This is a genomic window from Paenibacillus sp. HWE-109 (assembly GCF_022163125.1).
Taxonomy (GTDB): domain Bacteria; phylum Bacillota; class Bacilli; order Paenibacillales; family NBRC-103111; genus Paenibacillus_E.
Genome location: NZ_CP091881.1, coordinates 7,529,014 through 7,550,000, shown reverse-complemented (window position 1 = coordinate 7,550,000; position 20,987 = coordinate 7,529,014). Strand labels below are relative to the sequence as shown.

14 protein-coding genes are annotated in these 20,987 nt (G+C 49.2%); 1 reads left to right on the top strand and 13 read right to left on the bottom strand.

What is annotated here, in order from left to right; translation table 11 throughout:
• Positions 1-161: 161 nt before the first annotated feature.
• From LOZ80_RS32385 to LOZ80_RS32325, 13 genes are all read right to left on the bottom strand, one after another.
• Positions 162-1,172, bottom strand: a complete 1,011-nt coding sequence (locus LOZ80_RS32385) for a DUF1835 domain-containing protein (protein WP_238168419.1) — start codon at positions 1,170-1,172, stop codon at positions 162-164.
• A 33-nt stretch (positions 1,173-1,205) separates the two neighbouring features.
• Entirely contained in the window at positions 1,206-3,227 is a 2,022-nt protein-coding gene (gene ligA / locus LOZ80_RS32380) for an NAD-dependent DNA ligase LigA (protein ID WP_238168418.1), read from the bottom strand.
• A 62-nt stretch (positions 3,228-3,289) separates the two neighbouring features.
• Positions 3,290-5,638: a DNA helicase PcrA gene (pcrA, locus tag LOZ80_RS32375; protein WP_238168417.1), complete on the bottom strand. Its 2,349-nt coding sequence runs from the start codon at positions 5,636-5,638 to the stop codon at positions 3,290-3,292.
• A gap of 3 nt (positions 5,639-5,641) precedes the next feature.
• A complete protein-coding gene (locus LOZ80_RS32370) occupies positions 5,642-6,343 on the bottom strand; it encodes a heptaprenylglyceryl phosphate synthase (protein WP_238168416.1) in 702 nt (233 codons plus the stop codon).
• Positions 6,344-6,523: 180 nt separating this feature from the next.
• Positions 6,524-6,988 carry a DUF6130 family protein gene (locus LOZ80_RS32365; RefSeq protein ID WP_238168415.1) on the bottom strand — a complete coding sequence of 155 codons (465 nt, stop codon included), beginning with the start codon at positions 6,986-6,988 and terminating at the stop codon, positions 6,524-6,526.
• Positions 6,989-7,155: 167 nt separating this feature from the next.
• Positions 7,156-8,004 (bottom strand): spore coat protein, encoded by an 849-nt coding sequence (locus tag LOZ80_RS32360; protein WP_238168414.1) that lies wholly within the window; start codon positions 8,002-8,004, stop codon positions 7,156-7,158.
• A gap of 28 nt (positions 8,005-8,032) precedes the next feature.
• Positions 8,033-8,263 (bottom strand): hypothetical protein, encoded by a 231-nt coding sequence (locus tag LOZ80_RS32355; RefSeq protein ID WP_189016409.1) that lies wholly within the window; start codon positions 8,261-8,263, stop codon positions 8,033-8,035.
• Positions 8,264-8,394: 131 nt separating this feature from the next.
• Positions 8,395-9,327 carry a DUF4340 domain-containing protein gene (locus LOZ80_RS32350; protein ID WP_238168413.1) on the bottom strand — a complete coding sequence of 311 codons (933 nt, stop codon included), beginning with the start codon at positions 9,325-9,327 and terminating at the stop codon, positions 8,395-8,397.
• Complete coding sequence (locus tag LOZ80_RS32345) at positions 9,324-10,712, bottom strand: GldG family protein (protein ID WP_238168412.1); 1,389 nt, start codon at positions 10,710-10,712, stop codon at positions 9,324-9,326. The genes LOZ80_RS32350 and LOZ80_RS32345 overlap by 4 nt, the downstream gene beginning before the upstream one ends.
• Before the next feature lie 5 nt (positions 10,713-10,717).
• Positions 10,718-11,434 carry an ABC transporter permease subunit gene (locus tag LOZ80_RS32340; protein WP_238168411.1) on the bottom strand — a complete coding sequence of 239 codons (717 nt, stop codon included), beginning with the start codon at positions 11,432-11,434 and terminating at the stop codon, positions 10,718-10,720.
• Complete coding sequence (locus tag LOZ80_RS32335; RefSeq protein WP_238173179.1) at positions 11,427-12,497, bottom strand: ABC transporter ATP-binding protein; 1,071 nt, start codon at positions 12,495-12,497, stop codon at positions 11,427-11,429. The genes LOZ80_RS32340 and LOZ80_RS32335 overlap by 8 nt, the downstream gene beginning before the upstream one ends.
• A 235-nt stretch (positions 12,498-12,732) precedes the next feature.
• Complete coding sequence (locus LOZ80_RS32330; RefSeq protein ID WP_238168410.1) at positions 12,733-14,427, bottom strand: coiled-coil domain-containing protein; 1,695 nt, start codon at positions 14,425-14,427, stop codon at positions 12,733-12,735.
• 534 nt (positions 14,428-14,961) lie between these two features.
• A complete protein-coding gene (locus tag LOZ80_RS32325) occupies positions 14,962-17,511 on the bottom strand; it encodes a U32 family peptidase (protein WP_238168409.1) in 2,550 nt (849 codons plus the stop codon).
• A 252-nt stretch (positions 17,512-17,763) separates the two neighbouring features.
• Here LOZ80_RS32325 and LOZ80_RS32320 point away from each other — a divergent pair, with 252 nt between their 5' ends.
• Positions 17,764-20,982 (top strand): FG-GAP repeat domain-containing protein, encoded by a 3,219-nt coding sequence (locus tag LOZ80_RS32320; RefSeq protein WP_238168408.1) that lies wholly within the window; start codon positions 17,764-17,766, stop codon positions 20,980-20,982.
• Positions 20,983-20,987 lie beyond the last annotated feature (5 nt).

Here is a 20,987-nt window from a genome sequence, read left to right as displayed (position 1 = left end):
TGCGTGACTGAATTTGCTGATTTGCTTCATTCATTTGTTCAGTTTTCAAGGAGCTTTAATGCGTTACCGTTTAAAGCGTTAATGCATCGCTCTTGCGGTGACAAGAACATATATTATCAGGTTTCAAAACGAAATGCAAGCATCTTTCTTCATCCATTATCTTACATCTTGAAAAGCCCCATGGTTACAGTGTTTCGGCGCCACACCTGGTCTTTTCCAAGCAAACGAACGCCACCAATCCAATCATCAACACCGTTAATTGAAAGATGATCTCTCGCTCCATTATGAACAAGTATACCCAAATCAGTTATGTTTACTCGCCAATTTTCAAAGTCAAGCGGTAGAACTTCACCATATTGCGGAAGCCTTCTGCCTTCACTTATTTGGAGAAGCGGCTCGGTGCATAGCCTAAGATCCTCAAGGATACTCCAAAACTGCAAATCACCAAGTCCATAGCCGCTGAATTCATCACTTATCTGTTGGAACAAATGCAAGATAGGCATACCTGACTCTTTGAGACGTGACAAGATGAGCTGCTGTATGGCGTTCAATCCATTATGCATCGACGGGTAACGGTCGTAATTGGCCTGCAGGGCCTTTTTAAGAAAAGGCAATAGGGAAAGATCTTCTTCTATTAAAGAAGCCAATACGTCAGGCTCAGCAGCGGATATGGCAGTCCAAACCCGATGAGCAAGGCGTAGTTGACCGACTTCAACAGGCACCCATGTATGGTGCAAGCTTGCGATCTGATCCGTTGATAGCTGTCCCAACCCATTAAATATATCGATACCAGGGAACTCCCCTAGGCTTAATAAAGACAATTGAAAAGGACGATTAGCCCTATCGTGCAGACGAGAAAGCAAATAACAGAGCATCAATTGATCATATAGATCATGCTCAAACCATAAAACAACCTCATCTGTCTCTGCTGAGAGGGTGTCCAAAGCTTCCTCTTGCTGTTTGGTCGTAGCGCTGAATAATGCTTCGGGAATGCCATGGCGCTGATTCATATAAGCTGCTCTAAGAGGTAAAAGGGCGCTATCGGACATTCGCATGCCAACAGGCCCCTCATATAAAGACTCACGCCATACTAGAATATCTCCATCGATCCCCGATGCTCGCAATTTATTGCCGAATGCGTCTCCGTTCACAATATGCAGAATTCTGGGCATGGCGTTGTCTCCTCACTTCTATGGTAATTCAGCCTAACCTTCACCAAGCAGCCGCAAAAGTTCCTGCTCATCCTCAATAATCCGAATGCCCAGATCTTGCGCTTTGGTCAGCTTGCTGCCGGCACTTTCACCGGCGATGACGATATCCGTTTTCTTAGAAACGCTGCCCGTAATCTTAGCGCCAAGAGCTTCCAGCTTCTTCGCGCATTCATCGCGTCCCATCGTGGAAAGCGTACCCGTAAGTACGACGGTTTTGCCGAAAAACGGATTGTCGGGACTCGCCAGAACAACAGCAGGCTCCTCGGCAATCGGATTGACGCCAGCGGCCAGCATACGTTCAATACTGGACACCATCACAGGATCACGGAAGAACGAATGAATACTTTCGGCAACAATCCCGCCGACATCAGGGAGGCCGATGAGTTCCTCCGGTGCAGCGGCCATAATCTTCGTTAAGCTGCGATAATAATCAGCTAACACCTTGGTTGTTGTCTTGCCCGAGTTGGGTATTCCGAGAGCATAGAGAAAAGAGGCGAGATCGCGAGACTTGCTCTTCTCCAGCGCGTCCAGGAGGTTACGCGCCTTCTTCTCTCCAAAGCGATCGAGTTTCACGAGATCGTCGAATTGCAGCGTGTAAAGATCCGCAGGATCATTGACACCAAGTTCTTGATGCAATTGTGAAGCGGTCATCTCGCTGAAAAATTCAATATCCATCGCATCGCGCGAAGCGAAATGCGACATTCGGCCCACGAGCTGCGGACTGCAGCCGAGACGATTCAAACAGAAGAGATGAGCACCCCGCATCTCAAGCTCACTACCGCAGGAAGGACAATGCGTCGGAGCGACAATCTCTTCACCGTCATTCTCCTCGGTCACTTTACCGAGAATCTCTGGAATGACGTCATTGGAGCGACGGATGTAGACGAGGCTGCCCAAGGCGTGCTTGAGATTTTTGCGTTCGATATCGCCAACATTGTTTAGCGTACAATTCTGTACGGTGACCCCTGCGAGATCTACAGCTTCAACGCGGGCAAGCGGCGTGATTTTGCCGGTACGACCGACTTCCCATGAAACGCTTTGGAGAATGGTTGTCGCTTCCTCGGCTTCGAACTTGTACGCAATCGCCCAACGCGGGAATTTCTCGGTATAGCCGAGCACTTCTCTCGTGCGCATATCGGTCAACTTCACGATACTTCCATCTATAAGGAAATCGAAGCTGAGCCGTTCTTCGGCAATCTGCTCGAGTTCGGCGCTTACTTCTTCTATTGTACTGAAGTACCGTGTACGGTTGCTCACTTTGAAGTGATTGTCGCGCAGAAACTGAACCATATCGAAATGGTTTTCGAATTGAATCCCATCAGAATAGCCTACGTTGTAAATAAAAGCATTCAGCTTCCGCTCGGCGGTAACTTTGGGATTCAAGTTACGCAGCGCCCCAGCTGCTGCATTGCGGGCGTTTTTGAGTGGATCAGCGCCTGTCTGATTGTAAGCTTCCAGCACCGAGAGGAACATCATCCCCTCCCCCTGCACCTCAATGGTTCCCTGATCATAGGGAATTTCCAGCGGAATGGATTTGATCGTTTTGACTTGCGCCAGAATGCCTTCTCCCACAGTTCCGTTGCCTCGTGTAGACGCTTGAACAAGTTTCCCTTGTTCGTAGGTAAGGTTTAGCGTAAGCCCATCAAACTTTAATTCCACTACATAAGTAGGGTCTGGTAAAGGCTGCTCCGGATTCTTGGCGTTGTAATCGGCGATCAGCTTGAGCACACGGGTGTGCCAGGTTTGCAGGTCTGTGGCATTTTGGGCTTTGTCCAGGCTCCATAGCCTGGATAAATGACGGTGAGGTTCGAAGCCTTTGAGAATGTCGCCACCCACACGAAGGGTTGGGGACGAAGGCAGAATGGTCCCCGTCTCCTTCTCCAGCGCAGCTAGCTTATCATATAAAGCATCCCACTCTGCGTCTGTAATCGTAGGCTGATCCAGCGTGTAATAGTTGTGATTATGCTTGTTGATTTCTTGGATGAGGGTTGTCATTGCCGCGATGGCATCTGTCATTACGGGCTCTTCCTCTCTAATGAGAAATAAGGGATTGCGATTCATACGGGCCGATCTCGTTACTATTGTTTGGTGATCGGCGCGAATTTAGCCAACAGGCGCTTCAAACCAACAGGCGCAGGGAAGGCAATTTGCAGCTCGGTGTCGTCACCCGAGCCTTTGACGGATACAACGGTGCCGATGCCCCACTTGCCATGCGCCACTTTGTCGCTGGCTTTGTAGTCCGGCACCGCCCCGCCTGCGGCCGGCTGCGGAGCCCGGAAAGCAGGCGGCTTGACAGCTGCTGCCGGACTTGGCGCTGCCGCGCCCGTGCTAGGCCGTCCGAAGGAGGACGGCGTGCCCCAAGCTGACGAGCCGGTCGTCCCGCGGCTCGTCGTCGAAGCGCTGCTGCCCCACGAGCTGGTGCTGGAGCCGCCGCGAGCAGACCGTGAGAAGCCACCGCCGATGGCGCTGCCGCCCGAGACATTCTCCATGAGTTCCTTAGGAATCTCCTGGAGGAATCTCGATGGCGCGTTCGCTGCGGTGCGGCCAAAGAGCGTGCGCATGCGGGCGCACGTGAGGAAAAGTTCTTGCTCGGCACGCGTGATGCCAACATAGGCCAAACGGCGCTCCTCTTCGAGCTCTTCGTTATCGGCAAAAGCACGGCTATGAGGGAAGACGCCCTCTTCCATCCCGATGATGAAGACAACCGGGAACTCAAGACCTTTGGCGCTATGCATAGTCATCAGCACAACAGCGTCCTGTTCTTCCGCAGGTTTGTCCTTATCCAGCGTATCGATATCCGCAATCAGCGCCAAATCGGTCAAAAAGGAAATAAGGGACTTGTCCTCATTGCGTTTCTCGAAGTCCATGGTCACGGACAGGAACTCCTCAATATTTTCGAGACGAGCCTTGGATTCGATCGTGTTCTCACGCTGCATCTCCAGGCGATACTCCGACATCTCCAAAATTTTCTCCGTCAACTCCGTCACAGACACGTATTCAACCATCCGGTTGAGGTTATCAATCATTTCCCGGAAATCAGCCAAAGCATGCTTCGCCTTCGCATTGATCTCTAGGGAATCGACTTCCTCCAGCATGGCATACAGCGAAATACCTCTGCGCCCCGCCATCTCAGCCACTTTATCTAAAGTCGTACCGCCAATACCCCGCTTAGGCACGTTAACAATCCTGTTCAAGCTAATATCATCGTCGGGATTGGAAATTAGACGCAGATACGCCAAAATATCCTTGATCTCTTTGCGATCATAGAACTTTACGCCGCCTACGATGGTGTATTGGATGTCTGATTTAATCAGAATTTCCTCGATTACCCGTGACTGCGCATTCGTCCGATACAGAATGGCGTGGTCGCCAAACTTTTTACCGTTAGCCTTATTTTTATTGATTGTACCCGTAACAAAATAACCTTCTTCATGCTCGGAGTCCGCTTGGTAGAGCTTGATGGGGACGCCGCCCTCTTTATCGGTCCACAGATTCTTGGGTTTACGGCCTGTATTGTTGGCGATGACTTTATTGGCAGCTTGCAAAATATTCGAAGTCGAGCGGTAATTTTGCTCCAATAGAATGGAGGTCGCATTCGGATAATCTTTTTCAAAATTAAGAATGTTCGATATATCCGCTCCACGCCAACGGTAAATGGACTGATCACTGTCCCCCACAACACAAATACGCTTATGCTTCGCCGCAATCATCTGACATAGCATATATTGAGCCCTGTTCGTATCTTGATACTCATCGACGTGGATATATTGAAATTTATTTTGATAGTAGTCCAGTACCTCGGGAACTTCATTGAATAAATGAATAGTCGCCATGATGAGATCATCGAAATCCAGGGAGTTGTTGCTTCTGAGCTTTTTCTGATAAAGCGTATAAATTTTCGAGGTTAAGCCGTCAAAGTAGTCGCCGATTTTATCTTCAAATTGTTTAGGAGAGATGAGTTCGTTCTTGGCTGTTGAGATAGCTGCTTGAAAGGTCTTAGGCTCGAATTTCTTCGTATCGATGTTAAGTTCTTTACAACAGGTTTTAATGACGGAGAGTTGGTCGCCAGAATCGAGAATCGTGAAATTCGAAGTAAATCCGATCCGAGAAATATCTCTGCGCAGCATACGTACACACATGGAGTGAAAGGTAGAAACCCAAATATCACTGCCGCTGCCGCCAACTAATTTGCCTACACGATCCTGCATCTCGCGCGCCGCTTTATTCGTAAAGGTCAAGGCCAGAATGCTCCATGGCGCCGCCCTGCGCGTTCCGATGAGGTAAGCAATCCGGTGCGTCAGCACACGCGTCTTTCCGCTTCCCGCTCCCGCCATAATCAGCAGAGGCCCGTCCACCGCTTCGACTGCTTTGCGCTGCTCGGGATTCAACCTTTTAATCGCATCTAAGATATTAACTGTCTCGTTCATAAGTTACCTTCCTGTTCTATCCAAATTCACGTTCACGGTCTGTAGCGCCTGCTCCAAATCACTATAAATAATATTGCCTACGACAATGGTATCTGCGACATCCGCAGCCTGCTGCGCTTTCTCCAAACTATCAATGCCTCCGCCGTATAGCAGTCGAGCATTCTCCAGCACCTGGCGTGTCCGCCGCACTACTTCCATATCACCAAACACACCGCTGTACTCCAAATAAACAATGGACATATGAAAAAGCTTGTCCGCCATGCGGGCGTAAGCCGTCACGTCCTTGATGTCCAAGTTGGTACGGGCTGAAGTCAGCTTGGCTGCTGTAGCTTCCCGATTCAAGATGATATAGCCTTCAGCTATAATTTCATCCCAATTCAGCATAGCTCCATATTCTTTCAATGCCTCATGATGCTGCCCGACAATCCACCTGGCATCATCGCTGTTCAGCACAACGGGGATTAAAAAGAGATCAAATCCAGGAACAATCGCCTCTTGATCCGAAATTTCGAGCACACAAGGAACCTCATATTGCCGAATTCTTGATAACAAATCTACCGTATTATCGAACGTTACCCCTGTAGACCCGCCTACCATGATGGCATCCGTCCCCGACAGGCACAGACGATCAAGCGCTTCGTCCGAAATAGGCCGATCTGGATCAAGCTTAAATACATGCTTCCACTTACGTATATCGACGATCAATTGTTTCCCTCCGATTAGGGGCAATAATGCCATACTATCAACAGTCTATGCTACGCGTTCAGGCGTGTCAAATGACAAAAGACGGGCTAATCGCCCGTCTTTTCGAGGAATATGTACCTAGTGTTGCCTCTTGTACGTTCAAGCCTGATTTCCAGCTAAATACGCACAAATGTTCTGGATTTATTTAACTTCGATATTGAGGATTTTTTGTACATTAATATCGGTGTGATCGTTTTGTTGAAGCTCCAGTTTAATCTCATGTTTACCGGTTGCCAAATTATTGAGCGTTAATGGACCCGCTTTGCCAATCATAGCTTTTTGTTTGCCATCGACATAAAGATGCAGATGTCCTTCGCCTTGCACCGCTTTTTGATCCATATGATCGGCTGTGATTTGGAAATTCGTCGTTTGGTACGTGATTGTTACGTTTCTTCCGTCAATTTTGGATACTTGGGCATCAATCGCAGGTTTCGCAGTAGAGGCGACCGTTTTGACGCTGCTTTCTGTCTTTCCTTGTGTCACGGTTGTTGGGGCTTTGGCTCCTGCATTCGTACTGATCACTTCTTCTTTGGAACCACAAGCTGTTGTTAACGCGCCAAGCACTACTAAAGCTGCTGCGCTGTATACCCACGTTTTTTTCATCATCTGCGATACACCCTTTTCCCATAAGTTTGGACATCCCATGTTCCTTATATATGTGTGACAAGCCGTTTACATACCATGATTATGAGAAAAGTGGGACAAAATATAAAAAAAACGCCCACAGCTTGGAAAGCTGCAGACGTCTTGGCACAATAATGCGATCTAGTCGCTTAGAAGCTGTATTTGCTTCCTTCATGTTGCTTGCTAACATAGGAGCTCTCGCTCGCAGTGCTCGAAGTTGGGGATAGCGCACTCGTTTGGCTGCGGGAAGTGATGCTGGCATTCGCTGCTTTGCTGGTTATTGGCGTGCTCTCGGAGGAGCCATAGGCAGCTGAGGCGGAGTAGCCTTGCGTTTGACCATAGCCGGATTGTGATTGTCCGTAGCTGTGATCTTGAAAGCTTTGCCCTTGTTGGCTGCTGAAGCTTGACGGTTGGTGAGCAGCAAAGTTTTGCGGTTGATTGTTGTTATACACGGCATTCGGATACTGAGACGCACTGATCATAGGTTGAATTGGCGCTTGATGCAAAGCCGCAATCTGGTTCTGCTGCTGACTTTGCTGCTGGTTCTGTTGCTGGTTGTGCAGCTGTTGTTGGTGTTGTACCTGCTGCGAGATCAAGGATTGATCTTGCTGTTGATAGCCAGCTGACGCGCCTGCGTTCAAGTTCTGCTGAACAAACGTTTGCAGCTGCGCGGCAGTTTGACTTTGCTTTTGCAGCTCTTGTTGAATCTGCTGCTGCTGTGCAGGCTGAATTTCATACGCCCCCAGCTTTTGCAACTCTTGGAAAACAGCGGCTTGATCCTGCAATGTTTTTAGCAATAGCGTCTGAAAAGTCTGTCTGATTTGCGGGTTAGCGGCTTCCAGAGCAGCCGTCGTGTATTCACGTGCACTGCGCTTAAGTTCAGAAAGCACGAAGTTCGCGAAATCCTGCTCTTGCAAGTGCACTTGCTGCTGTGATTGGTGTGATGGTTGTTGTGAATGCTGCTGCTGTTGATAAGGGCTTTGATTTTGTTGATACATGCTTCTTGCACCTCCTCTTATGTACGAATTAATGGGTAATGCCGGATTGTTGCTGCATGGTATTGATTAGGATGCTGATGTTTTGCAGCCGCTCTTGCGAAAGATGTGTCAACGTTTGTTTCAATGATGAACTCTGGCTGTTAGCTGCACCTTGTACGCAAAGCTTTGCTAACAATTCCTCATTTTTCAACGTATCCGCTAGGTACGAGAGCTCTTTACCGCTAATGCTGTGGTTCCCTTGGCCTTGGTTGTTGTACATGAATTGTTACCTCCTTTCCGTTCCTTGATTGTAGGTTTCCCAGAAAATACCGTTTTATGTGCCATTGGAAAAAAAAGCTAAAAAACTGCCCCAAGCAGCAAAGTCGCTGTTAGGAGCAGTTTCATTTGGAATTATGAGGCGGGCTGAGCCGGCTTCCCTGCGTAGGCATCCGCCAACTTCTGTATATCAGCCATTGTGAGCGGATACGCCCATTGACCGCCTTGCTTAGCTAACCAGACTTGGTCTTGGTCCAGCTTCCCTTCATACACGTCGGTAGTGTCTTTGCCATCCACGTTCAGGGTAAGTTCCACTTTAAGCTCTCCGCCTGCAACCGTCTTCTGAGCCGCAGGCTGTGGGAGTGCCGCACTATGAAGGAAAATAAGCTCATCCAATAACGGATTGGCATCCGAGCCTTTCAGCTCTTTATCTCCAAGCTTCCAGTTCGCTTCAGCGGCAACTTTGTCTTTATCCGTTTTGGCAAGTGTCCAGGATTGCCCTTTCCACGTTACTTTGGCGGATTGCACCTTGTCGTTCTCGAATTTGAACGGGCTGGTGTCGGCAAAATCAAGCGGAGCTTTGCTAAGACCGGAGAGCGACTGATCACTCACCTGGTAGACAGCGGGTGAACCTTCAACCTGTACATAAGAGAATCCTTGAATAGGAAGAGCCGTTCCAACCTTCAAGCCCTTTTTGGAGCCATCCTTCATCATAACCTCATAGGTAGCTACAGGTTTATCCAAACCATATGTGGCTGCATCGCTTGCCTGAGCTTCCACTAGTTTGGTCGAGGTAACTAACCCTAGCGCGTCCAGCCACGAATCCACTTGATTCGCATTGATTGGCACTGTGGCAGGCTTCTTCATGTCCCAGCCCTTGTCGTTTCGTGCCAACTCAACCGATTCATCTGCTGCTTGGACAGTGAGCGATTGTACATCTTCTTGCTTCAGGACGACAAGTGATTTCGGTTCTTCTTTTTTCTCTTGAAAGAAGTTTTGGCTGGAGGCGTACCAGAACCCTCCGATGCACACAACGACTAACAGAATGGTAGGAATAAACCGTTTCATCCTCTTCTCCTCCTCCACCAGATCAAGCCGCCAATCACCAAGAACAAGAGAGGCAAGAACACGATAGTCAGTAGGAAAATGGTATTCGCCTGGCTAGGCGTAATCATCGCTTGCTGGAACGCATCCCCTTGGCGAGGGCGGATCGTAATTTGATCCTTTTGTTCCTGCAGCCAACCGATACTGTTCATAGCAAAATCTTTGTTGCCTTGATTCTGAATATCTTGATCCAGCACGAATGTCGAACCGCCTAGAATAATAGCTTTAGGTTTATTATCCTTATTGGCAATCGCATACCCCAGGTTGAGCGGACCTTTCACATCGGTGGCATCCTGTTTGGTTTTGGACTGCGCGAGCAGGTTGATGTCTGTTTCACCATAAGCTTTATCTGTCGTTTTCAGAAGCAAGGATTGCGTGTAATCTGGCGCACTTTCATCTGCGTTTAAGCTCGCAGCCAGCGAGAGCATCGTGACCAGATTGTTGCTGGACAGTTTATTCGTAATCTCGTGCGAACCGTAATCTGGAATAATCGTTAACGGATCATAAAGTGACGTTTGTTTCGTTTCAATGGCAATCGCATGCTGATCGACAATTCCATACGTTTTCATGATCGCATCAATATTTTTCCACTTAGTCGCCATGTCTTTATTAAAGCCGAGTGCCAAATAGATTTTGCCTTTATCCTTCAGGTAAGCCTGAATCAGCTCGGCTTCCTTATCGTTCAGATCATTTTGCGGCCCAAGCAGCATCAGCATCTGCGCATCATCCGGTATTTTACCCGCGACATAAAGATTAAGATCCTTCACCACATAATTGGCGGCTTCCAGACTGCTTTTCAAAATCGTCATGGCCGTTAGCGGATATTCTTGATGGCCCGAAAGTAAATAAACGGTGTGTTTCTCTGTGGAAGTTAGGCTTGTAATCGCCTGAGTAAATTTCTCTTCTCCAGAGAAGGTGTAGGAACCATCCTGCTGGCCCACAAACAGCTCATAGAAATTAATGTTCTGCTTCTTATCGCCTATTTCAAAAACAAGCGTACCGCCTTGATCAACACCATACTGCTTAGCCATAGACGGCTGTTTGAGCATATCGTATTCATCATACGTAATTTTACTGCTTTGCTTCTTATACTCCGTGATCATATCGGTCACTTGCCGTGTAATAAATTCATTGCCATCGCCGCTATTCGTGAAAGCAATGATATGGATATCTTGATTTAGATTTTTGAGTGAAGTGACCGTTTGCTCTGAGAGCGTAAAGTTCTTATTTTTCGTCAAATCGACCTGAAAGCCTTTCAGCGAGTGAAGGAAAATGGTCAGAATGATGAAAATGCCGATAACGGCGATTGATAAAACAGTCGCATTAGTTCCCCGTATCCACTTGTTCATTCCGCTCACCTCCAACGCTTTCTTTCAAGGACTTGTATGCTAAGAACGAGGAATACCGCTGTTAATGTGATGTAAAAGACGATGTCTCCGCCATGCAGGACGCCTTTTTGCAAATTCGTCAGGTGGCTCGTCAATGAGAATTGACCGACATAATCCTTGAGTTTGCCTGTCATGCCACTGCTTACCCAATCCAGCAGCCATAACAAGAGCAAAATCACAAATCCGGTGATCCCCGCAACCATCTGGTTGTTGGACAGGCTGGATGCGAACAAACCGATCGCCATCATCGTACAGCCCAATAAGAACATGCTCAGATAAGACAGCCACATGACAGGCTTATCCAAAGTTCCAAAGGAGGACATGATGAGCGGATAGATTAAACTGATGCCCACGAGTCCAACTTGCACGATAAACGCAGATAAATATTTCCCGAGCACAATTTCGCCGATGCCGGCAGGCGAAGTGAGAAGCAGTTCATCAGTCCCTTGACGGAACTCATCGGCGATGAGGCGCATCGTTAACAGCGGGATGATGAACAGATACACGAAGGATGTATTGCCTACAACGGAACGCGCATCAACAATCGGAGGTTGGCCGTTCACGAAATTGATATAGAAGAAAAAGCTCGATAGCAGCACATAAAAAGCAAACGCCACGTAAGCTACCGGCGAAAAGAAGTACATTTGCAGCTCTTTGGAGCAAATCGCCCAGACTCTACGCATCGGTATCCACCTCCTCTTTCGAGACGGCATCCGGTGCCGCTGCCGAGTCCGTTGCCGAGTCCGTTGCTGCCGGTTCATCTGTCGTCAGCTTGAGGAAGATATCCTCCAGGCTTAGGCTTTCCCGCTTCATTTCGAGAATCGGGTAGCCTGCGCCGGCCAGGCGGAAGAACAAGTCTTCCCGGATATCGGAGCGGTCCGCAGAAGTAACGAGCAGCTTCACGGACGCTGCAGGCGCGGATGCGGCGTCAGCGGATGCGGAAGCTTCGTCTGCGACAGGTTCGTTCACCACTGGCGCATCAAGCTCCTTAACTTCGCCAACTGCCTCTAGGCTGCGCAGCTCGGTCAAGATCCGCTCGCGAGGTCCCTTGACCTCGAGCGATACTTCGAACGTCTCGCCCATCGTGCGGCCGAGATGCTCAGGGCGCTCGTCGAGGACGACGCGCCCTTGGTTAATGATTAGAACGCGGTTGCAGATCGCGTTAATTTCAGGCAGAATGTGCGTGCTCAGCAGCACTGTGTGGTTCTCGCCCAGCTCATGAATCAGCTGGCGGATTTCGATGATCTGCTTCGGATCGAGGCCGGAGGTAGGCTCGTCCAGGATCAGCAGATCCGGTTGGTGCAAAATCGCTTGCGCAAGTCCCAAGCGCTGCTTGTAGCCCTTGGAGAGAGAGCGAATGATTTGCTTCTCGCGACCTTGCAGTCCAAGCTTGTCGATCGCCTCGCCGACGCGCAGCTTCTGCTCCCGTGCAGGCACATCGCGAAGATTCGCGATGAAGCGCAAGTAGGCTTGCACCGTCATCTCCGGATAGAGGGGCGGTGTTTCCGGCAAGTAGCCGATTTTGCGGCGCGCTTTCTTCGGGTTGTCAGCCATGGAGTGGCCATCTACCCAGATTTGTCCATGTGTCGGATTCAAATAGCCGGTAATCATGCGCATTGTCGTTGTTTTGCCAGCACCATTCGGCCCTAGGAAGCCAACGATTTCGCCGCGCTGCATCGAGAAATCGATGTTATGCACGCCACGAGCATTTTCGTACAGCTTGCTGACTTGTTTGACCTCAAGCATCCAAGATCCCCCATTCATTCTTTTCGTTCCATATAACCATCATCACTATACTTGTGGAACAATAAACCAACCTTAAACAAATCTGAAAAATAGATTAAAAAATTGTGTCTAAAATGTGAACGAAAGATGAGGAAGAGAGTTATTAGCATGCTGAATCATCGATTCCAAGGAATCAAACTGTCATCGCATGTGTTTACATAATAAAAACCCCCTAGCTGCTAGGGAGTTTTTATTGTTAAAATCCTAATATTTTGGCAATCTTATCAAGTAATCTTTGTTGTGATGTTACTTGTTGAGAAATTTCATCATACCGTTGGTTCACTAGCTCCGTTGAAGCCGCAAGCATTTCTCCTCGGGTATTTTGCTCCGCAACTTCCGCAACCTCAGCAACCTTCTGCTGAACGGTTTCGATCACATTTTGCAGTTCTATTACCTTTTGCGTTTGGAACTGATTTCCTTTACGCAAGTTATGCACTTCCACCGAAATGCTTTCATAGCGTTGGTTCAATAACTCCTTGGTGGACGCAAGTATTTCACCCCGGTGATCTCGCTCCGCAGCTTCCGCAACCTCAGCAACCTTCTGCTGAACGGTTTCGATCACATTTTGCAGTTCTATTACCTTTTGCGTTTGGAACTGATTTCCTTTATGCAAGTTCTGCACTTCTACCGAAATGCTTTCATAGCGTTGGTTCAATAACTCCTTAGTGGACGCAAGTATTTCACCCCGGTGATCTCGCTCCGCAACTTCCGCAACCTCAGCAACCTTCTGCTGAACGGTTTCGATCACGTTTTGCAGTTCTATTACCTTTTGCGTATGGAACTGATTTCCTTTATGCAAGTTCTGCACTTCTACCGAAATGCTTTCATAGCGTTGGTTCAATAACTCCTTAGTGGACGCAAGTATTTCACCCCGGTGATCTCGCTCCGCAACTTCCGCAACCTCAGCAACCTTCTGCTGAACGGTTTCGATCACGTTTTGCAGTTCTATTACCTTTTGCGTATGGAACTGATTTCCTTTGTACAAGTTCTGTACTTCTACCGATATGCTTTCATAGCGTTCGTTCAATAACTCCTTGGTGGACGCAAGTATTTCACCTCGGAGATCTCGCTCCGAATCTTCAGCAACCTTCTGCTGAACCGTTTCGATCACATTCTTCAGACCTTTTGCTTCCACGGCTACAAACTCAATTTCCCTATGCAGGAATACTAATGTGGCAGCAACTTCATTCCTTCTGTCCTGTTCGAACAAATTAGTTATATGATGCGTGAGAATCTGGATCAGATTGCGCAGCTCCGTTACTTCTTCAGACAAGCCCGAAACTTCGATAACCTTTGATTTTAGCGTCTCGATCATGTTGCTAAGTGCCGCAACTTCAATGCTTAATTGATTCAACTGAGCGTTTGATTGATCCAGCATAGGCGACAAAACCCCACCACTTGTTAATGACGATATACCCACTTTTTGATTCAGATCGTCGACTCGCTCCCTTCCATCCACCGGGGATTTATTTGCTCTCATTTTTTGCGTGAGGAGCTGTACCATGTGACTTAATTCCTTGGTTTCCTTACTTAATTGAAAGTTGGGATTGCTCAGAACTGAAGGCGAAATTGAAGGGTCTGCGGAGGGAGATAAAATAGAACCAGGAACAATAGCCGGTGTAAGGGATAAAGGCTTTTCATCATGAAGTGCATGAACTACTCTCTGGGACATTTCCCGTAAATGCTCTTTTATAAATCTAAGCGGTTTATTGGCTTCACTCAACTTGGCAATAATCTCAAAGATTTCAATTGCTTCTTCTGTGTACCTTAGGGATCCACCAATAGCTTTAGTCGGAAGAAAATCCCGAAAATAATTAGACCATTCCACCACAGCTGCTCGCGGTTTTCCGATTTTACCAGCGATCTCAGTGAACTTATATGTTCTTTTCATTGTTATCCATCGCCATCCTTTCTTCTTATGTCCATTAGGCTTAGGCATTAGCTGTAACATAATATTCAGGGTGTTAAACAAGTGACAGTAACTAAAGGAAATTCCTTGTATTTCGTCATAAATCCAGAGAACGTGCTCCCTCTGTGTTTCCTACCTTGCCTCGCGAATAAACGAGTCTTATTCACTTTTCCCAAAAGTGAGCAACACAGCTTCGTCACCCTGAGAGATGAGCCTCTTCAAAGCGACAAAACCTATTAAGGGAGGGAACTCTAGGGAGCTATTTCGGCAAATAGCAGGGATGCGAGAGTTTTAGCGGAACTACAGGGTCCTAATTTCGAAAAAAACACTGAATTTCTCAAGAAACAGCAAAATAACGCCCTGTAGTTCCCTCAACCTCACGATAATGACACTTTTCGCCAGAATAGAGGATCGACGTTCCCTTTTCTCCGCGCGTGCAACTGGGGTAACACCTCTAATTTAAACAGCAAACCCAGCACCTAAAAGGCACTGGGTCTCTTATCCATCTATAAATCTTTACTTCACCAATTGGCCGCGCGTAACACCAAGTTGGTTCGTAGCTTTCAATGAACGCCACACTTGCGTTCCGCTTATTTGTCCGTTGATCGCCCGGCGGTACAAATCAAGAATTTCTCGGACTTTGTCCGGTGTCTCTTCCAGGAACTCGACTCGGAAAGAGCGAATGCCCAGGTCCATGAAATGGCTCAAATACTCGGCGCCCGATTGATCCACGGCATTATACACCGTATTGCGGCAGCCTTCATCGACACGAACAGGATGAGACATCCCCACGCGATCCTGCAAGGACACGCTGTGGTCTTCACAAGGACGGCCACAGTTCGTAAAGTCAGTCCCTTCGCTCAGGAATGTGCAATATACACAATGTTCCGTATGGAACATCGGCATATGTTGATGAATGACGACCTCCAGCTTGGAGGCTTCGGCGCGGCGCAGCAGATCAACCATTTGTTGAATGTTCAGATCGTACGACGGCGTCACTTTGGCAAGACCCGCTTCAAGGAACAGCGCAGCTGCTTTGTGGTTCGCCACATTCAGCGAGAAGTCTCCGATAAGCTGCGGTTGCGGGGCATCCGGATTCTCCAAACGATGTTTCAAGAAGAAGTAAGCGGCCCCTGTATTGCGGATCAATACCGCATCAGGCTTGAGCTTGAGTATATTGTTAAAATAGCCCGTTTCCCCTGGCATATGAATACGTGGCGTCACCAGCGCAATCTTGCGCCCAGCCGCATGAACGGCTTCAACGGCCGCAGGGAACTGCTTAATAAATTCAAAATCAGCGTAAATCAGTTGCACATCATCCGTCGTTTCTAACACAGCCTTCACCTGCTCGAGGTTGCGGCAAAGTGCAGTAAGCTCCACGGCGCTGCGATCCGCCAGGGACAGTGCAGGCGCATTAACGGCGGCTTCATGACGCTCCGTGACAGACGGAAGCACGTCATCATAGACGCCGACTTCGCGTTTGATATATGAGCGAGGCTTCTGGCGCTCGTCTTCCATTAATTCGACAGCGCTGCGGCGCATGCTGTTGAGTTCACGCATCGGCACGATCAGCTCACCCACCAGTTGGACGTCCAGCTGGCTGAGCTCATAAATCGTGCCGCCAAGGCGACCGAACTGCTCGGTGAAGAGCTGTTCGTCCATCGGCCGCTTCTCCGCGCGCACCAGCGGCAGTTCGGATTGTACGAAGACGGTATGACCGCCTTGGATATCCGTCCACCAGCTTTTGAGCGGCTCGCCCTCTACGCCGGTAATTGTGACGCTGACCGGGAACGTGCGGTAAGGCTTATCGGTCTCGAAGGTCTGACGCAGACGTTTATCCAAATGCGGATCATTCGTCTTCCAGATGCGATCGCCGACATGCAGACGGTTTAACTCGACATCGTTGCGTCCCATAATAATCTCGATAAGTCCGCCCTCAGCTTCACCTTCGAGCTTCTCTCCCTTGCGGCGCAAATCATAGATTCGCCCGCCTTCTTCCTTCTTCGTTGGATCGCCCGCATCGAAGACCACACCATCACCGCGTTTAATCGGCGCCTCCAGTTCACAAATCACGCCATCGCGCAAAATTTGCTTGATGCGCCCAACGAAAACCCCACGACTCTTAGGGAATGTGCCGTCAACCAACTGCTTGTTGTTGGTTCCATTCAGGAAGCCAACTGTAAAGCCGCGCGAGAAGCTTTGCTGCAGTTCACGAACCTCATCTTTGGACGGACGCGCATCTTCGCCATCGAAATAGCGATCGATCGCACGGCGATATTTGCTCACAACATTAGCGACATATTCAGGGGTTTTGAGACGCCCTTCAATTTTGAATGAACGTACACCGGCTTCGATCAATTCCGGCACAATTTCAATGGCCGCCAAATCTTTGGGCGACAACAAATAAGTTACATCGCCCATCGGTTTCTGCACGCCATCCACCATTAAGTCATACGGCAAGCGGCAAGCTTGCGCGCATTCTCCCCGATTGGCGGAACGTCCGCCCCACATCTCGGAAGTTAAACATTGCCCAGAGTACGAAACACATAACGCCCCGTGCACGAATACTTCCATTGGAAGCCTCGCTTGATCACCGATCTGCTTGATTTGCTTCAAATTATTTTCACGGCCTAGAACAACGCGTTCAATGTCGAAAGGCTTCGTGAACTCAACCGCCTCAGGCGATGTAATCGTCATTTGTGTAGATCCGTGAATCGGGAAATCAGGGGAGATCTCGCGAATCATTTTAACCAGACCCAGATCCTGCACAATAACGGCATCAACACCCGCATCTATACAAGCTTCTATTAACTGCTTAGCCTCGTTCAACTCTTCTTCGAACACAAGAATATTAAACGTCAGGAAGCCCTGCACGCCATATAGATGAAGGAACGACATAATATCCGGCAGCTCGGCCATCGTAAAGTTATGCGCCCTAGCGCGTGCGTTGAACTTCTCCACACCAAAAAACACGGCATCCGCCCCATTGGCTACAGCCGCTCTCAAACAATCCCAATCCCCCGCAGGGGCCAATAATTCTATATCTTCTCTGCGTATCGTACGCATGGCAGCAAATCCTTTCAATACTTCAATTAATAGAGCCCTCGGGTAAGCCTCAAAGTCTTCTCTTTAGTGTAACAGAAAGGATAGGTAGGAATCTAGGGCATAAGCCAATAACAAAGTTACCCAGAATCCGACACAGACTAGCCATTTCCAACTGTTTCCTGTAATTATGAAGCCCCTTTAGAAGTTAACAAACTTACCTATGAATGCTATAATGTCAAGGATAGTGACCATTACAGTAATCGAGGGATCCCTTTGGCTTTGTCGAAAATTCGTATTTATCAAATGATGACCGGACTAGGCCTTTGCCTTCTTATTATGCTGGGTATCCTACTATTTTTACCAAAAATAGATGAAACTAAGCTTCTCTACGCCACTAGCGGAGATGTTTATGATACAGCGGCGTATGGAAATTTTCAACAAACCTTGCAAGCTGGTGTGGACATTAGCAAACAGCCCTTATCAACCTTATCCACCAGCCAGCTGCGCAAGTACGATGCGGTTTATCTGGACCCTTCTCTAGCTGAGGACGCCCAGTGGGCAGAACAAGTTGTGAAACTTACAGGATATGTAAAGCAGGGCGGACATTTACTAATTGAAAATGGTTTCTCTAGCAGCTTTCCACTAGACTTCCTTGGGGCTGAACGTCTAGTCGACTTACAGAAGCTGCCGTTAGCAAATACAGAAACGCCTCTATTTACATACCCGCAGGTACCTGTTAATCTGCAAGGCTTGCAACAGACTTTTCAACTGTTCAGTCAAAGTTATCTCAAGCATCATACCCTGAATGACATGCCCGGTTTCCATATGGGATACGGCTTTGTGCCTTCTACTGGACAATCAATTGTCGCCATGAATGCAGCTGGTCAATCCATTTCTCTTGCCATGCAAAATCGGATCGGAAAAGGGGCCGTAGTGATCAGCAGCAACTTTCTGCCAAATCGCTACTTTCCAACTGGCTTTGATATGAAAAGCGGCATGGACCCTAAGCTCGGCTTCACGAAGTTGGCTGCTAAGTATCAAACGGAAGGCAAGTCTACGCCAGGCACGACTTATTTCAATAAAAGAGCTTTACCCATTGAGCCCTATTTCAGTTTCGATTTTGCCGCTGCCAACATGCAGTATCGCAGTGAGCTGCTCTCTTATGCAGCGAAGGAAACGCTGGGCTACAGTGTTCGCAAAGTGCTTGGCCCTTATGGACGGCCTGCAATGGCATTTCAGAATCACTTTGAGGCGATGCCGGCGATTCAACAGAAAGACGGCATCGCTTGGGCGGAACTGCTCAAGAAGTATAACGAAATTCCCTCGTTCACGCTTGTCCGCAATGCCTTCTATTGGGGGCAATGGCGCGAGAGCGTGACGGTGCAGCTCAATACAGGAACGAACGCAAAGCCGCAGTTCGTCGGGGAGCTGCCCGGCTCCGGCTACGCGAGCGGACTGCACGTGATGTCTGCCGGCAAGCCGCTGCGGCAGGCGCTGTTTCCCCAGTATCGCGATCTTGCAAGCGCGATTGAACTGCCTTACCGCGCGTATCCAGCCGCCGCGGACCTCAACGGCGACGGCCGCACGGACCTCATGGCCGGCAGCGCGGATGGATTCGTGTATAAGTACACGAATCTTGGCCCTGCGGCGGCGGCTTACGCGAGCGAGCCGCCGCCTGAGGGCTTGGCGCTGCCGGACACGTTCGGCGCGCCGGAGAAGATCTTGCTGGAGAGCGGCGAGCCGCTCCAGCTTGGCCCTTACAGCACCGTTCACGCGTCTGACGTGAACGGGGATGGCCGCGCGGACCTCGTCGTATCCGACGAGTCCGGGGCGGTACGGCTCCTGCCGCAGCTTGCTGGCGGCAGGTTCGCGAAGCCCGCGGCGCTGCTCGCGGGCGGGAAACCGCTGCAGCTGCCCGCAGGGCCTGCAGCACCGCTTGTCGCCGACATCGACGGCGACGGCAAGCTCGACCTCGTCCTCGGCGGAGCCGATGGGCGAGTCAGGCTCTACAAGGGCCGCAGCGCAGCGGCCCTTGATCTAACGCCAGGCAGCGAGATCATCACGCTGCCGCATCAAGCCACACACGCCGCGCCAGCCGCGCGTGACATGAACGACGACGGCCGACTCGATCTCGTGGTCGGCAGCAGCGACGGGGACCTGCAGGTGTATCTCCAAGGCGCAGGCGGCACTTGGACGCCACAAGGTCCCCTCGAGGGCGCAACCCTCAACCAAGTCGGCAATCACGCCTTGGTTGCCGGGCACAACTCCGTCCCGCTGTGGGTGGATCTCAATCACGACGGCAAAGACGACCTGGTCGTCGGAGGCATCGAATTCGGGTCCCCCGTCTCGATCGACGACCCGCAGTTTCCTTATCCTGCGGAGCTCAAAACATTTATCGACTATGCGCGTGACAATCATTTGGATCTTAATCCGCATGTGTTTGTACATAATTTCAAAAGCTCAGCACAAGAGAAAACCGAACTCACCTTGCATAAGCAAGCCTTTGACAAATTGGGAATCCCATGGCTGCATCCAGGTACGAATCAGCATACATGGCGCGTGAATAACGAGGTCCATGAGCAAACGTTGACTAGCGAACAGCAGCAAGGCATGTGGTATAACTTTGGATTCTTGCCTTCCGAGTCGCCCGTCATTGCCCGTCCGGATGCCATCTGGTCGCTTCCTTTTCTCTTGCAGGATTCACAAGGCGCAACAGACCAAACGATGCTGATTCACACACCGACACCGGTGCTGCGAACTGGCGATTACGCGACGACCGACGTCTTTGATTCCATGGTCAAATTGGATATGCCGATTGATTATTTCGAGCACATCGAGTACCATTTTCCCGTACCATCCAAAATTGCTGATTTGACGGAGTTCGCTGACTACTTTGACAAGCTTCGAACGAAGCATGATTATAACTTTATGACCGAAACACAGATGGCCAAATCCTTTCTAGCCGCAATGAAAAGCGATGTTCAGATCAGCCAGTCCTGGGTCTCCTATTTATGGGACAAACTGAAAGATCGTCTAGCGGGCGGAAGTCCACATTTTCATGCAACCCTAACGCCGAATTCAGCTCAAGTCCCAAGCTTAGCTGATGAATACACCTCAACATTGGGTGTCGTTATCGAAAAAGGTGACAAACTGGCGTTGTACTCTCTGCAAAGCAGTTCAGATACGTATACAACGATAGATCATAAATTGTACCTTGGTTTAGCTAAATCGGCTTCCATCGGAATTGGACCTCAGCAAGATCAATTCCATATCGTACGTTCAAATGTTCCCTTTGCCCTGACACACCAAGGATCTACTTATCAGCTTAAGCTGAAATCAGCAGGCCTCCAGCAGGTGAAGCTGTACAGCCCTACTGAATTAACTTTCAATGCGTCCGATCTCCAAGTGGCCTATGATGCGCCGACGCAGACGTATACCATTACCCGATACGGGGATTTAGCGACCCTAACTTTCACTAGCCAAAACCAATAATCAGG

Coding starts and splice junctions, on each gene's coding strand:
- LOZ80_RS32335 (WP_238173179.1), bottom strand. CDS start 12,497: ATGCTTGAGGTCAAACAAGTCAGCAAGCTGTACGAAAATGCTCGTGGC.
- LOZ80_RS32360 (WP_238168414.1), bottom strand. CDS start 8,004: ATGTATCAACAAAATCAAAGCCCTTATCAACAGCAGCAGCATTCACAA.
- LOZ80_RS32345 (WP_238168412.1), bottom strand. CDS start 10,712: ATGAACAAGTGGATACGGGGAACTAATGCGACTGTTTTATCAATCGCC.
- LOZ80_RS32340 (WP_238168411.1), bottom strand. CDS start 11,434: ATGCGTAGAGTCTGGGCGATTTGCTCCAAAGAGCTGCAAATGTACTTC.
- LOZ80_RS32385 (WP_238168419.1), bottom strand. CDS start 1,172: ATGCCCAGAATTCTGCATATTGTGAACGGAGACGCATTCGGCAATAAA.
- LOZ80_RS32355 (WP_189016409.1), bottom strand. CDS start 8,263: ATGTACAACAACCAAGGCCAAGGGAACCACAGCATTAGCGGTAAAGAG.
- LOZ80_RS32350 (WP_238168413.1), bottom strand. CDS start 9,327: ATGAAACGGTTTATTCCTACCATTCTGTTAGTCGTTGTGTGCATCGGA.
- pcrA (WP_238168417.1), bottom strand. CDS start 5,638: ATGAACGAGACAGTTAATATCTTAGATGCGATTAAAAGGTTGAATCCC.
- LOZ80_RS32325 (WP_238168409.1), bottom strand. CDS start 17,511: ATGCGTACGATACGCAGAGAAGATATAGAATTATTGGCCCCTGCGGGG.
- LOZ80_RS32330 (WP_238168410.1), bottom strand. CDS start 14,427: ATGAAAAGAACATATAAGTTCACTGAGATCGCTGGTAAAATCGGAAAA.
- ligA (WP_238168418.1), bottom strand. CDS start 3,227: ATGACAGATGCCATCGCGGCAATGACAACCCTCATCCAAGAAATCAAC.
- LOZ80_RS32365 (WP_238168415.1), bottom strand. CDS start 6,988: ATGATGAAAAAAACGTGGGTATACAGCGCAGCAGCTTTAGTAGTGCTT.